The sequence below is a fragment of the Streptomyces hypolithicus genome (assembly GCF_052934925.1).
The window spans coordinates 5,707,028-5,720,758 of the sequence record NZ_CM128811.1; the positions used below are offsets into that span (position 1 = coordinate 5,707,028).

The following is a 13,731-nucleotide window of genomic DNA, read 5'->3' on the forward strand; positions in this document are numbered from 1 at the left end:
GCTTCCCGAAAGGCATCCCGTCATGGGCATAACCACTGACCCGCACGCGCCGGAGCATCTCGACGCCGTCGGCATCGCCGCACTGACGTCCGGCCTCCGCGCCGCCTTCGACGCCCACGTCACGCGTCCCCGGTCCTGGCGCGCCGGACAGCTGACCGCACTGAGGCGGATGCTGCTGGAGCACACCGGAGCCATCGAATCGGCCCTGGCCGCCGACCTCGGCAAGAGCGCCTTCGAGACGCACCTGACGGAGATCGGCACCACCGTCACGGAGATCGACCACGCGCTGCGCCATCTGACCCGGTGGATGCGCCCGGCCGCCGTGCGGACGCCGCTGAACCTGCTCCCCGCCCGCGCCCGCATCGTGCCCGAACCGCTGGGCGTCGTACTGATCATCGCCCCCTGGAACTATCCGCTCCAGCTGACACTCAGCCCCCTCGTCGGCGCGCTCAGTGCCGGAAACGCGGCGGTGCTCAAGCCGAGCGAGCTGGCCCCGGCGACCAGCGCGCTGCTGGCCCGCCTGATCCCCGCGTACCTCGACACCCGGGCCGTGGCTGTCGTCGAGGGTGGCGTGCCGGAGACCACGACTCTGCTGGAGCAGAAGTTCGACCACATCCTCTACACCGGCAACGGCACGGTCGCCCGCATCGTGGCCGCCGCCGCGGCCCGTAACCTCACGCCCGTCACGCTCGAACTGGGCGGAAAATCACCGGTGTACGTCGACGAGAGCGCAGACCCGGACGCCACCGCCCGCCGCATCGTCTGGGGCAAGTTCGTCAACGCCGGACAGACCTGCATCGCTCCCGACTACGTCCTCGTCACCGAGGCCGCCAAGGAGCCGCTGCTCGCCGCCCTCGCCACTGCCGTCACCGCGATGTACGGGGAAGACCCCCGGCGCAGCGAGAGCTACGGCCGCATCGTCAACCGGCGCCACCACCAGCGGCTGACCGGGCTGCTCGGCAAGGGGCGCGTCGTCGTCGGCGGCTCGGCGGACGAGGACGACCTGTACCTCGCGCCGACCGTCATCACCGACATCACCGGCGACGACCCGGTCATGGCCGAGGAGATCTTCGGCCCCGTCCTGCCGGTGCTCACCGTCGGCGGAGTCGGTGACGCGGTGGAGTTCATCACCGCCCGCGACAAGCCGCTCGCCCTGTACGCCTTCACGCACTCCAAGGAAGCCCGCGGCCGCCTGGTACGCGAAACCTCCTCCGGCGCCGTCAACTTCGGCATCCCCATGGCGCACGCCACCGTCGCCGGCCTGCCCTTCGGGGGAGTGGGCGAGAGCGGGACGGGCGCCTACCACGGCGCCTACTCGTTCCACACGTTCAGCCACCGCAAGCCGGTGCTCTCCAAGCCCCTAGCCCCTGACACCATGCGGCTGCTCTACGCCCCCTACAGTGCGCGCGCTCTGACCCTGGTCAAGAAGTTCGTCTCACGTACCCAACCGCTGCTCCCCGCACGCGTGGCCGGCCGGGAGCCAGGGCGACGGTGAGCCGCGGGGGACGCGTCCTGGTGGTCGACGCCGCCGCAGCGGCGGAATCCGCGGCGGCGCAGGACGACTGAGGTACGCAGGGCGACTGAGACCCCGCAACAGAGCCGCCCCGGCCGCAACGGACACGGCCGGGGCGCTCTTCGGCGGCGACGGAGCACCCCGTCGGTACTAGTCCTGCTGGGCTCCCGCCGGGAGCGTGCGGAGCTTCATCGAGGTGCGGGTGTTGAACGCCCAGTCGAGCATTTTCCTGGCGTCCGTGTACCGTTGGGGGTCGTTGAGGACGACTCCGACGACGGTACGGTCGCCCCGCTTGGCGGCGAACACCAGGCAGCGGCCCGCGACGGAACCGGTGCCGGTCTTGATGCCGATCGCGCCGTTGTATGAATCGAGCAGGTTGTTCGTATTGTGCCAGGTGTAGACCCGGCCGTTGGAAGCGACCTGCCTGGTGCTGATCGACTTGACGACCGACCCGAAGGTCGAGTTGCCGATGGCACGCCGGGCCAGCTTGGCCAAGTCGCGCGGAGTGGTGACGTTGTTGCCGGCCCGCGAAATGCCGTCGAAGGAGTCGTACTTGGTATTCGTCATGCCCAAGTCGGCTGCCTTCTTGTTCATCTTGGAGATGAACGACGTGGTGCGGGCTGCCTCGGTGCTGCCCGTGCCGAACGCGTCGGCGAGGGCGTAGGCGGCGTCGCAGCCCGACGGCACCAGTAGCCCGTACAGCAGCTGACGCACCGAGAGCTTGTCGCCCGTCTTCAGATCGGCCGTGCTCCCACCGCCGCTGCCCGCGACGTAGTCGCGGTAACTCTGCTTGACGGTGAGCCTCTTGTCGAGGTCCACGCCCCGCGTCTCCAGCACCACGACGGCCGTCATGATCTTCGTCGTGCTGGCCATCTGCCGCTTTGTGTCGGCGGACTTGCTCCACAGCGTGCGGTTCGGCTTGCTGTCGAGCAGGAACGCGCCCTTCGCGCTGACCGAAGGACCCGCGACCGCCTGAGCGGTGGCCGTGGGAGTGATCACCACGAATGCCGCCGTGGACGCCACGAGCGCCGTCCCCCAGCGGCGGACTGACATGCCCCCAGTTCTCACGTATGTGTCTCCGTTTCCTCAGGAAATGCGACTGCTGTCGAACCGCATGTTCGCATCCGCTCCGCCCCGGGGGAACGGTGGGGTGTCTGTGAAGGTCCGGTGATCTCCCGCTCGGGGCGCGCTACGGCCGCCCGAGCCAGTCGTACGCAGCCTGCGCGGTGAACTCGCCCTGACCGCCGGGGAAGAGCAACCCGGCCGTCGCGAACGCAGGGTCACTGTCCGTCCCGCGTACGTAGGGTACGGCGACGCATCGCATTCCCGCGGCATGCGCCGCCGCTGCGCCGGCCGGCGCGTCCTCCACCACCACGCAGTCGGCGGCAGCCGCGCCGATCCTGCGCGCGGCCTCCAGGAGGATGTCGGGCGCGGGCTTGCCGTGCGGAACCTCTTCGGCGGACACCGCGGTGGCGATCAGGGCGTCCAGACCGGTGGCCGACAGCACCGCTTCGATGGCGGCGCGCGACGACCCGGAGGCGACGGCCATCGGGGTCCCCTCGGAGTGCAGCCGCGCCACGAACTTCCGCATCTCGGGAAACACCTCGGTCGAGGCTCCGGCCAGCTCCAGATACACGCGGTTCTTGCCCGCGAGCAACTCGTCGAGCGGTGCCCCGATCCCGTACCGCGCCCGCAGCGCCGCCAGCGTCTCGCGGGTGCCGATCCCGATGAAACGGATGTGCTCCTCCCACGTGAAGCCGGTGACGCCGTACTCGGCGAGCAGCCGGCGGCCGGCCAGGTAGTAGTTCGGCTCGCTGTCCACGAGAGTGCCGTCGAGATCGAAGATGACCGAGGGACGGTGCGGACTGTCCATGACCTCAGCATGCCAAGGCCGTCACTTCGCTCTGCCGGCCGCCCTGCCCACAGATTCGACCAGCGGAAGCAGGCGGTGCGGCACGCGCTCCCGCAGCGCCACCTCCGTCCGGGTCCGTACGACGCCGGGCAGTTGGATCAGCCGCTGGATCACATCCTCCAGGTGGCCGTTGTCACGCGCGGCCACCCTCGTCAGCAGGTCGCCGCCGCCCGTGATCGAGAAGGCCTCGATGATCTCCGGTACGGCCGCCAGCGCATCGCCCACATCGTCCAGATGCCCCTGCGTGACCTCGATGTGCACGAAGGCGAGCACCGGGTGCCCGAGCGCGGCGGGGGACAGGTTCGGCCCCGTGCCGGTGATCACGCCCTCGCGCTCCAGCCGGTCGAGCCGCGCCTGGAGAGTCCCACGAGCGACGCCGAGGATGCGGGCGTACTCGCGCACGCTGGTGCGCGGCTGCTCGATGAGCAGCCGCAGGATGCGGGTGTCGAGCTCGTCCACCGCCATGATCCGTTGGCCTCCTTCTGGCCTGGGCATCTGCTGAATGACAGTACCAATGGACCAGTGGCAGAGCCGGGCGGCTCGGGCTCAAGGGCTTACGACCTCCCCCACGATAGGGAGCCCGCTCCGTATCGTGGGGGAGGTCGTAAGCACGTGCCGGCCGTCACCCGCGCCTCGGGTTCGGCTCCGCTGCCCCCGGCGCACTTCGCGCGCATCATGGAAGGGGTACTTTCCGCGGTTGTGAAGTGAACTGTGGGGGACGACCTCGCTGTACACGACCTTGCTACACGCGACCTTGCTACCGCATCCGAGAGGCAGCGCTCATGCCGGAGTCCGAACACCAGGGCGGCGTCGAGCCCGCGCGGCTGGACGAGCACGATTTGCAACGTGAGCTGGAAGCCGTCCATCGCAGTCGGCACGACACATTCATGCACGGCTCGCCCGCTGCCCTGCAGGCCCACAGTGTGCGTATGCGGCAACTGGAGGAGGAGTACGTACGTCGCCACCCCGAGCGCCACGTGACACCTGGCAGAACCAGGGAAGGCACCCGCCGTCGAGAGAAGTGAGCGATCTTTGTAGGAGCGGTGGTCGAGAGTGCGCCACTCGTCACGCCCCGCTCCCCGCGGTGACGGATCACGGCAGTCGTCATGGGGCTGTGCTCTGTACGGTGATCAGGTCGATGAGCGCCGGCAGGCCTTCGGCGAGCGCGCGGCGTTGCCGGTCCGCAGGTGTGCCCTGCCGCATGAGGCGATGAACCAGGCCCCTCACCTCTCTCATGTCCCCCGATTCCTCCAGAGCGGGCGTGATGTGCTCCATCAGCAGGTGGAGCACGTCGGCCGCGCTGCGTCGCTCGCCTGCGGGCGACACCAGCGAACCGCTGATCCCGTGCCGGGCGGCAAGCCAGTTCGCGCCGTGCAGCAGCTCCGGAGAGCACTCGGGAACCGGAACACCGGCTTTCTCCTCGCGGATGGCGGTGGCGACCAGCGCGCGTACGATCCCCGCGAACATGACGGCGTCGTCGGCCCGCAGCTGGACGTCCATGCAGCGCACTTCGACAGTCGGGTACTTGTCGGAGAGACGGGCCTGCCAGTAGATCTGGCCCTTGTCCTGGATGACCCCGGACGTGAGCAGGTCGGCCACCCGGCGCTCGTGGTCGCCCAGGTCGGTGAAGCGCGGCGGCGGCCCACTGACGGGCCAGCGTCCGAAGACCATCGTGCGCCAGCTGGCGAAGCCGGTGTCGCAGCCGTCCCACAGCGGTGAGTTCGCCGACATGGCCACGAGCACCGGCAGCCAGACCCTGATCCGGTTGAGAACGGCGACGCCCATCTGCGGATCAGGTACCGCCGCGTGTACGTGCATCCCGTTGATCAGCTGCTCCGCGACCAGTTGCGGCGCCTGGTCCCGCAGGGCGAGGTAGCGCGGATAGCGGCTCACCGGCACCGGTTCCGCCTGACTGAAAGGGGCTGTGGCGCAGGCAGCGAGCCGACAGCCGAGCTCTTCGGCGGCGGCGCCGATGGCGTGGCGCAGCCGCAGCAGGTGACCTCCGACCTCGTGGAGGTCCGTGCACACGGGGGTGGCGACCTCCACCTGCGCCTGAAGCAGCTCGGGATGCACCTCCTGGTGCGCCACGACGGGGGCCAGACCGGAGAACCCGCGGACCTCTTCGGCCAGAGGCATCGGCAGGCCGGTGACCGGATCGAGCAGAAGGTACTCCTCCTCGACTCCCACAGTGATCATGTGCGGCGCCTGCCTTCAGAGGGTGCGGACGAACCAGGAAAAACGCCCACTCCTGAATGTACGGCCTGCGGCCGCGCAGTGGCCCGTTGGCTTCCAAGCGCGCGTTGCGACGGCCAAAGAATGTGCCAATGGCCCACTCCAACGGAGCCGACTTGAGCCAGTGGGACGGAGATGGTCTGATAGAGGCAGTCGATGGCGCTGCGGGATTCCGCGGCGCCTTTTTCATGCAGGAATGCGAAAAGGGCGGGAATCAGTGCTGAAGACGATGTTCGTGGGTCCGGATCCCGGGAGGCTGCGTCTGCGCAGCGCCGTACGGTCCGTCCTCGGCGTCGGACTGGCGGTGGCCGTCTGCGCCCTCACCGGTCACACCCTCACCGCAGTGATCACCGGCGGGCTCGCCGCGCTCCTCGCTCTCTTCACGGTCACCGACACGACGATCCGCGGCCAGAAGGTCACGACCGCGCTTCTCCCCGCCGTCGGATTCCCGGTACTCGCCCTCGCGGCCGGGTTGCACGACTTCCCTCTGCTGCGAGACGTGGCGTTTCTCGTCGTCGCAGCTGCCGGGGTGTACGTCCGCCGCTGGGGTCCACGAGGCCATGCCCTCGGCGTCTTCGGTTTCATGACCTACTTCGTGACGCAGTTCCTGGACACGACACCCGAGGAGCTTCCCGAGCTCTACTCCGCCGTCTTCCTCGCCATCCTTGCTTCGTCGACCGTCCGCTTCGTCGTCTGGTGTTACGAGCGCACGCTGCCCACGCCCGTCATGCCCGCCCCGCCCGCCGGCAGCGGCCTCGCGCGGACGACGACCCGCCAGGCTATTCAGGTGGCCGCCGCCGGGGCGTTCGCCCTCTCCATCGGGCAGCTGCTCTCGCAGGATCGCTGGTACTGGGCCGTCGGCGCCGCCTGGTGGATCTTCGTCAACACCGCCTCACGCGGTGAGACCTTGATCCGGGGCTTCCGCCGGGTCTTCGGCACCGTCGTCGGCATCGCCGCAGGGCTGCTCGTCGCAGTCCCTGTGCACGGGTCGGTCGCCCTCACGGCTGTTCTCGTGGCGGTGTGCGTCTTCGCGATCTTCTACACCGCCCCGGTTTCGTACAGCTGGATGATGCTGGCAGTGACGCTGATGGTGGCACTGCTCTACGGTCTGCTCGGGGTGCTCGAACCCGGCCTGCTGGTTCTCCGCCTGGCCGAGACCGGCGTCGGCGCGCTGGGTGCGGCCCTGGCCGTGGCCTTCGTGTTGCCCGTAACCACGCACACCGCGACCAACGCCTGGATCGAACGTGCGGTGCGCGGCGTGCACAGCTGCACCACCGTCGCCGCGCACCGGCTGGCCGGCGATCCGGACGCCGACCCGGAGCCGCTCGCCGCGGAGCTTGAGGTGCTGATCGGCCGGGCGCGGCTCTCCCTGGCCCCGTTGGTGCACCCACTGAGTCCCCTGCGCGCGCGCAAGGCCCGCGCACGCCAGGTCCTTGCGCTGCTCGATGTCTGCGCCGTCGAAGTGCGCGGCCTCGTCTCCGTCGCGGCCGACCCGCAGGCCTCGCACGACGCCCGACTGGCCGCTGCTTGCCGTCGCGTCGAGGCCGCTGTCCAGGCGCTGGTGACGCCGGGTGGCGCCCGGCTGCTGACCGCGTCGGCGCCCACCGCCCACCGGGCTGCCGCGCAGCACCACCATCCCGGCGCCGAGGCGGCACTACATCACCTGCGCGGGCTGGAGAGGGTGCTCAACGAACTGGCCATGCCACTGCACAGCTGCCCGCGTTCCCCCCTGGTCGGGTCTTGACGCCGAGCGCCGCGCCGCGTACACGGACCTGAGGGGGCGCGCGCCGGGCTTTCCGCGCCCCATGCGCACTTCCTCACGCGCCCCCTGGCCCATGCACGGGCGCCCCGCTGAGCTGGGGTTTGGGCACCGGCGCTGCGGGTGGGGCACATGCATATGGCACGTACAGGGTGGATCAGGGGGCGCGAAGGGTAACTGTGGCGGCATCACCGGGGGACAGGCGCGCGGGCCGTGCGGAGCGGCTCGCGCGCACCCCCACCGTCAGGGGGCGCGCATCATGCGGATGTACCGTCGGCGAGCCGCGGACCAGATCCGTCGGCCGATTCCTTTTCAGCCCCGCAGTGAGTCCGGGGCGCCCGCTCGGCAGGACGCGCAGCAGCAGAAGCTGTACGAGCAGGCCGAGGACTTCATCCGGCTCCACCACGACGAGGAGCCGGTCCCCGGCGGCCCCCTGCGGCGTATCGACGCCGTACGGGCCGAGATCGACGCCACCGGCACCTACCGGCACACCACGGCCGAACTCGTCTTCGGCGCTCGGGTCGCCTGGCGCAACAGCAACCGCTGCATCGGCCGCCTGTACTGGCGCTCCCTGCGCATCCGGGACCGCCGAGAGCTCACCACGGCCGCGGAGGTCGCCCGCGAGTCGGCCGCGCACCTGCGCGAAGCCGGCAACGGCGGCCGGATCCGGCCGCTGATCACGGTGTTCGCCCCGGACGCCCCGGGCCGCCCCGGCCCGCGCATCTGGAACGAACAGCTCATCCGGTACGCCGGCTACCGCGCCACCGAAGGCGGCGTCACATCGGTGACCGGCGATCCGCGCAACGCCGGCCTCACCGCCCTCGCCCGGCGGCTCGGCTGGCCCGGGGGCCCCGGCACACCCTTCGACGTACTGCCGCTGGTGGTGCAGGGCAGCGAAGGGCCGCCGCGCTGGTACCCGCTGCCCCACGACGCCGTGTTGGAAGTGCCCCTGCACCACCCGGAGGGCGAATGGGCGGCGGAATGGGGACTGCGCTGGCACGCGGTGCCCGCCATCTCCTGCATGTGCCTGGAGATAGGTGGCGTCTGCTACCCGGCCGCGCCGTTCAACGGCTGGTACATGGGCACCGAGATAGGCGCCCGCAACCTCGCTGACACCGACCGCTACAACCTGCTGCCACGCGTCGCCGAACGGCTGGGCCTCGACACGTCGAGTGACCGCTTCCTGTGGAAGGACCGTGCCCTGGTGGAGCTGAACCGTGCGGTGCTGCACTCCTTCGACCGCGCCGGCGTGACCGTCACCGACCACCACACCGAGTCGCTGCGCTTCCTCACCCACCTCGACCAGGAGGAGGCCAGGGGGCGCCGGGTCGGGGCCGACTGGTCGTGGATCGTGCCGCCGATCTCGGGCTCCGCGACGCCGGTCTTCCACCGGACGTATGACGCCGTCGAACGGAGCCCGGCATACGTCCACCACCCCGGTGCGCTGGAGCGGGCGCGCGGCGGTGAGGCGGCGGTGAGCGGGGGAGGGGTGGTCTAGACCAGGTCTAGACCCAATACCAGTGACTTAAGGTTTGTCGCTGGTAGGGTGCCTGTTCAGGAGGTGCCGGGATGCCACGCCCTGGGCAGGTTAAGTCTGAGACGGATGAGCGGTTGTCGGACCGGATCGCGATCGGGTTGCTGACGCGGTCGTTTCCGCCGGAGCTGGTGGATCGGATCGTGGAGGAGAGCGGGCGGTCCGGGCAGCGTCAGCGGCTGCTGCCGCCGCGGGTGGTGGTGTACTTCGTGCTGGCGATGTGTCTGTTCTCCGGGCAGGGGTACGAAGAGGTGGCCCGGATGCTCACGGAGGGGCTGGCATGGGCGCGGCGCTGGTCGGGTTCGTGGCAGGTGCCCACCACCGCCGCGATCTCCCGGGCGCGGGTCAAGCTTGGACCGGAACCGCTCAAGGCGCTGTTCGAGCAGTCTGCCGGGCCTGTCGCCACGCGGGCTACACCTGGTGCCTGGTACGGGAGTTGGCGTCTGATGGCGGTCGACGGGACCACGTTCGATGTGCCGGACAGTGCGGAGAACGACGCGCGGTTCGGCCGCCCGAAGACCCACCGGGGGGAGCGGTCCGCGTTCCCGCAGGTGCGGGTGGTGGCCCTGGCCGAGTGCGGCACCCACGCGATCACTCACGCAGCCCTTGGACCGTTCACAACGGCCGAGTCGGTCCTGGCAGCGGAACTGTTCGAGGCCCTCGGGGTGGGTGACCTGCTGATGGCCGACCGGGGCTTCGCCGGCCTGGTGCAGTGGCGTGCGGCATCGGCCGGCGGTGCGGATCTGCTGTGGCGCATCAAGTCCAACGCTGTGCTGCCCGTGCGCCAGGAGCTGCCCGACGGGTCCTATCTGTCCGACATCGCCGCTGCGGGCGACCGCAAGCGCGCCGACGCGACCATCGTGCGTGTCATCGAGTACACCCTGGACGACCCGGGCCGCCCGCAGCGCGACGCCCCGTACCGGCTGATCACCACCATCCTCGACCATGAAGCGGCGCCTGCAACGGAGTTGGCGGCCCTTTACAACGAGCGTTGGGAGATCGAGACCACGCTGGATGAACTCAAGACACACCAGCGCGGCCCCGCCCAGGTCCTGCGTTCCCGTTCGCCCGACGGCGTTGAGCAGGAGGTCTGGGGCCACCTGCTCGTCCACCACGCGATCCGCCAGCTCATGCACACCGCCGCCGAAGGCATCGACACGGATACCGACCGGCTCTCCTTCACCCGCACTCTCCGCCTCGCCCGACGCCAAGTCACCGCGCAGGCGGCCTTTTCCCCCTGAGCGCATGGCCGCAGCACTCACGGACGGACTCCACGAGATAGCCCGCCACCTGCTACCCAAGCGCCGCCGACGGTCCCATCCCCGCGTCGGCAAACGCAAAATGTCCAACTTCGGCGTCAAACGCGCCAAGCACCAGCTCTGGCCCCAGCCCACCCTCGATCCAACCGACGCAGTAGCCATCGCCCCGCACTACAAGACCGCCCCGATCAACCCACCGCTCCAAGTCCCACCCGTCCGGGACTCTTAAGTCACTGGTATTGGGTCTAGACCCACTGTTACGGTCGGCCCGGCAGAATGTGACCGAAGCTCTGCGGTCGACTGGCGGAAAGGGGCTCCACGGTGAGCAGCAGCAACGCGTCCGGGCGGGCATACATCGGGTCGTTCACCTCGGCGGGAGGGCGCGGGGTCGTCGCCGCGGCGGTGAACGCCGGGACGGGCGGACTGACCGTGCTCGGAGCGAGCGACGCCGTTGCCGACCCGTCGTTCCTCGCGCTGGAGCGGGGTGGACGTGTGCTGTACGCCGTGAGCGAGAGCGAGGACGGAGCGGTCGCCGCGTTCGACGTGAGCGGCGACGGCGCGCCTGTGCCAACCGGGCCGGGGGTACCGGTCGGCGGCGCCGGGCCGACCCACCTCGCGCTGGCGGCCGGACACCTGGTGACCGCCAACTACCGTTCCGGGAGCGTCACGGTGCTCCCGGTCGCCGCAGACGGAACACCGGAAGCGGCCACCGGCGTCATGCACCACCGGGGAAACGGCCCCGACCAGGACCGCCAGGCCGGCCCGCACGCCCACCAGGTGCGGGCGGACCCCACCGGCCGCTGGGTGCTCAGCGTCGACCTCGGCACCGACTCCGTAAGGGTGTGCGAACTCGCCCCCGCCACCGGGACGCTGCGGGTGCACACCGAGACCGTGCTGCGGCCCGGCACCGGACCGCGCCATCTGGCTTTCCATCCGGACGGCGGCCATGCGTACGTACTCTGCGAACTGGAGCCGGTGCTCACGGTCTGCCGCTGGGACGCCGAATCCGGAGTGCTCATAGTCCTCGGGGAGGTCCCCGTCGTCGCGTCGGGGACGGAAAGGGCGGCGTACCCCTCCGAGATCGTCGTCTCCCATGACGGCCGTTTCCTCTGGGCGGCCGTGCGCGGAACCGACAGCATCGCCGTACTCGAACTCGGCGAGGCAGGGGCGAAGGCGCAGTTCGTCGCGGAGGTGGACTGCGGCGGGCGCTGGCCGCGGGACCTGGCGCTGGACCCCACGGGCCGTCGGCTGTACGCCGCCAACGAGCGCTCGGGCGACGTCAGCTGGTTCGACATCGACGACAGCACCGGCATACCTCACCCGGCCGGCTCGGTCGAGGTGCCGGCCGCCTCCTGCGTGGTGTTCGGCTGACCGGCGTACACCTGACCGGCGCGCAGCGGCTCTGGACACGCCGCTGGGCCGCCCGGTGACCGGGGCGGCCCAGCGGCGTTCTCCCGCTTTCCCACCACGGTCGGCGTGCGGTGGGGAGGACGGGCTTCGATCAGTGGGCGGGCGCGCCCTGTGCCTGCTGCGGCGCGATGCCCAGCGCCGTCGTGTAGTGCGACAGAGCGAGCTTGCCGATCGCCGGGTAGGCGCCCAGCGGCTCGGCGGTCGCGCAGTCCGCCTCCTTCACGGCGGCGTCCAGCAGGCTGTCGGGCACCTCCGGACCGATCACGTACGGCGCCAGCGCGAGCTGGACCGATCCGGAACCGCGCAGCTGCTCCGCGACGGCGGCCACCGAGCCTTCCTCGTCGAGCGCGGCAGCGATCACCGGTACGGCGAGGCGCGCGGCCAGCAGCATGCCCGTGATCCCGGCGGCCTGCACGGCCTCGTCACCGCCCACAGTGGCCAGGATGATGCCGTCGGCCGCGGTCGCGACCGTGAACAGCCTGGCGCGGTCGGCGCGGGCCAGACCGGCCTCGGACAGGCGCACGTGCAGCGCCTCGGCGAGCAGCGGGTGCGGACCGAGGACCTCGGTCAGCTCGGCCGCGGCACGGCTGTCCATGACGGCCTGCCGTATCCGGCGCATCAGGGCGGTCTCGGGGCCGGCCAGCAGCGGCACCACCACGGCGACCGGGCCCTGCGGCGCGGAGACCTCGCGGCCAGCGGCGAGCGCCTGCTCGTAGCGGGCGGTGCGCTCGGCGGCGGTGTGCGCGAGCACCGCTTCGAGCGTGGGGTACTCGGTGCCGTCGCCGTCGAGGTAGCCGATCCTGGCATCGAGACCGGGCAGCTCGGAACGGGCGATGCTGATTGCTTCCTCCGCCAGACCGCGCGAAGCGCTGCCCGGAGTGCCGGGGACGGCGAGGACAAAAGCGGGCGCGCCCTCGGGCGCCACCACGGGTTCCGGCCGGCGGTGCCGTCCGGGCTGGCGGGGTCGCGGCATTCGTACAGGCAGGCCGGATGCGGGCCCAGTGGGGGAGCTCATGGCGCCGCATGCTACTGGGTTTGTGCGCTCCGCTGTTCGGGGAGGGGGCATTCGAGCGGTGTCTGTCCGGATTCATCCCGCGAGTCGCTTTGGGGTCAACTGCCCTGCTCTGTCGGCACGTGCAGCAGGCGCCCGTCGACCGGCAGCCGCAGTCCGCCGACGGCGAGCGACGCGGCGACGCGCACGGCTCCGGCCAGCGGATCTCCCGCCGCCACCACCACGCGCGCGTGCGGCAGCCGCTCGGCGAGATCGCCGCGCAGTGGTACGAGCAAGGGGTCGCCGATCTTGAACAGGCCGCCGGTGAGCGCGACTTCGCACTCCCCGGGCGGTGGGCAGACGGCGAAGGCGGCGTCGGCGATGTGCCCGGCCGCCTCCCTGACGATGGCCGCGGCCACCGGGTCGGCCGTCGCGCATCCGGCCACCTCCGGCGCGAACGAGGCGAGCACGGCGGGGCGGTCGGTACGGGGGTAGAGCAGCCCCGGCAGTTCGGGAGCGGGCCCGAACACCGCTTCCGCGCGGGCGAGCAGCGCGGGGGAGCCGCCGCGGCGGCCGTCGTGGGCGCGCATGGCCGCTTCGAGCCCGGCCCGGCCGATCCAGGCGCCGCCGCCGCAGTCGCCCAGCAGATGCCCCCAGCCGTCGGCCCTGCGCCAGGCGGACAGATCGGTGCCGAGCGCGATCATCCCGGTCCCGGCCGCGACCACCGCGCCCGCGCGCAGCCCCAGCGCCCCGGCGTACGCGGTGACGGCGTCGGCTGCCAGCGCGAGCCGGCGTACGCCGAGGGTCTCGGCCAGCGCCATGGGCAGCCGGGCGCGCAGATCGTCCCCGAGGGTCGCCATTCCGGCCGCGCCGATCGCCACGGCTTGCACCTGGGCTCCGTCGAGGAGCGTGCGGGCCATGGGCAGCAGTTGGCCGAGGAGATGCGTGGCGTCGATGCCGGCCGGGCCCGTACGTACCGGTTCCCGGGACCCAGCGATCCGCGCGGGTTCGCCCACCGAGGCGTCCGCGAGCGCCACCCGCAGGCCTGAGCCGCCGGAGTCGACGCCCAGCACCCAGGACGTCACGGCCGCCCCCGGGTCCCCGGCTGCGCGCCCCCGGGG

The 13,731-nt window shown here is 71.1% G+C and carries 13 protein-coding genes; 7 read left to right on the top strand and 6 right to left on the bottom strand.

Annotated features, from left to right (window positions below; genetic code table 11):
* Positions 1–22 precede the first annotated feature (22 nt).
* On the top strand, positions 23–1,495 hold the full coding sequence (locus tag ACU6WZ_RS26925) for an aldehyde dehydrogenase family protein (RefSeq protein ID WP_447030773.1): 1,473 nt from the start codon (positions 23–25) through the stop codon (positions 1,493–1,495).
* A 168-nt stretch (positions 1,496–1,663) separates the two neighbouring features.
* Here ACU6WZ_RS26925 and ACU6WZ_RS26930 read toward each other — a convergent pair whose 3' ends face one another.
* From ACU6WZ_RS26930 to ACU6WZ_RS26940, 3 genes are all read right to left on the bottom strand, one after another.
* Positions 1,664–2,566, bottom strand: coding sequence for a D-alanyl-D-alanine carboxypeptidase family protein (locus tag ACU6WZ_RS26930; protein ID WP_447030774.1), 903 nt, complete (start codon positions 2,564–2,566; stop codon positions 1,664–1,666).
* 136 nt (positions 2,567–2,702) lie between these two features.
* Positions 2,703–3,386, bottom strand: coding sequence for an HAD family hydrolase (locus tag ACU6WZ_RS26935; RefSeq protein ID WP_447030775.1), 684 nt, complete (start codon positions 3,384–3,386; stop codon positions 2,703–2,705).
* A gap of 21 nt (positions 3,387–3,407) precedes the next feature.
* A complete protein-coding gene (locus ACU6WZ_RS26940) occupies positions 3,408–3,890 on the bottom strand; it encodes an Lrp/AsnC family transcriptional regulator (RefSeq protein WP_447030776.1) in 483 nt (160 codons plus the stop codon).
* 317 nt (positions 3,891–4,207) lie between these two features.
* Here ACU6WZ_RS26940 and ACU6WZ_RS26945 point away from each other — a divergent pair, with 317 nt between their 5' ends.
* Entirely contained in the window at positions 4,208–4,450 is a 243-nt protein-coding gene (locus ACU6WZ_RS26945) for a DUF6158 family protein (protein ID WP_447030777.1), read from the top strand.
* Positions 4,451–4,529: 79 nt separating this feature from the next.
* Here ACU6WZ_RS26945 and ACU6WZ_RS26950 read toward each other — a convergent pair whose 3' ends face one another.
* On the bottom strand, positions 4,530–5,621 hold the full coding sequence (locus tag ACU6WZ_RS26950; RefSeq protein WP_447030778.1) for a carboxylate-amine ligase: 1,092 nt from the start codon (positions 5,619–5,621) through the stop codon (positions 4,530–4,532).
* 253 nt (positions 5,622–5,874) lie between these two features.
* Between ACU6WZ_RS26950 and ACU6WZ_RS26955 the strand changes: the two genes are divergently transcribed.
* The 5 genes from ACU6WZ_RS26955 (at position 5,875) to ACU6WZ_RS26975 (ending at position 11,580) form a co-directional block, all read left to right on the top strand.
* Positions 5,875–7,401, top strand: coding sequence for an FUSC family protein (locus ACU6WZ_RS26955; RefSeq protein WP_447030779.1), 1,527 nt, complete (start codon positions 5,875–5,877; stop codon positions 7,399–7,401).
* Positions 7,402–7,675: 274 nt separating this feature from the next.
* The gene (locus ACU6WZ_RS26960) at positions 7,676–8,914 is read left to right on the top strand and encodes a nitric oxide synthase oxygenase (RefSeq protein ID WP_447030780.1); all 1,239 of its coding nucleotides are present in this window, start codon (positions 7,676–7,678) and stop codon (positions 8,912–8,914) included.
* A gap of 71 nt (positions 8,915–8,985) precedes the next feature.
* On the top strand, positions 8,986–10,191 hold the full coding sequence (locus ACU6WZ_RS26965) for an IS4 family transposase (protein WP_447029839.1): 1,206 nt from the start codon (positions 8,986–8,988) through the stop codon (positions 10,189–10,191).
* A gap of 4 nt (positions 10,192–10,195) precedes the next feature.
* Positions 10,196–10,438 carry a hypothetical protein gene (locus ACU6WZ_RS26970; protein ID WP_447030781.1) on the top strand — a complete coding sequence of 81 codons (243 nt, stop codon included), beginning with the start codon at positions 10,196–10,198 and terminating at the stop codon, positions 10,436–10,438.
* 92 nt (positions 10,439–10,530) lie between these two features.
* Positions 10,531–11,580, top strand: a complete 1,050-nt coding sequence (locus ACU6WZ_RS26975) for a lactonase family protein (RefSeq protein WP_447030782.1) — start codon at positions 10,531–10,533, stop codon at positions 11,578–11,580.
* Between the two features lie 130 nt (positions 11,581–11,710).
* Here the strand turns inward: ACU6WZ_RS26975 and ACU6WZ_RS26980 are convergent, their stop codons facing one another.
* Together ACU6WZ_RS26980 and ACU6WZ_RS26985 are read right to left on the bottom strand one after the other, a co-directional pair.
* Positions 11,711–12,634, bottom strand: coding sequence for a sirohydrochlorin chelatase (locus ACU6WZ_RS26980; RefSeq protein WP_447030783.1), 924 nt, complete (start codon positions 12,632–12,634; stop codon positions 11,711–11,713).
* 95 nt (positions 12,635–12,729) lie between these two features.
* Positions 12,730–13,695, bottom strand: coding sequence for an N-acetylglucosamine kinase (locus tag ACU6WZ_RS26985; protein WP_447030784.1), 966 nt, complete (start codon positions 13,693–13,695; stop codon positions 12,730–12,732).
* Positions 13,696–13,731: the final 36 nt, after the last annotated feature.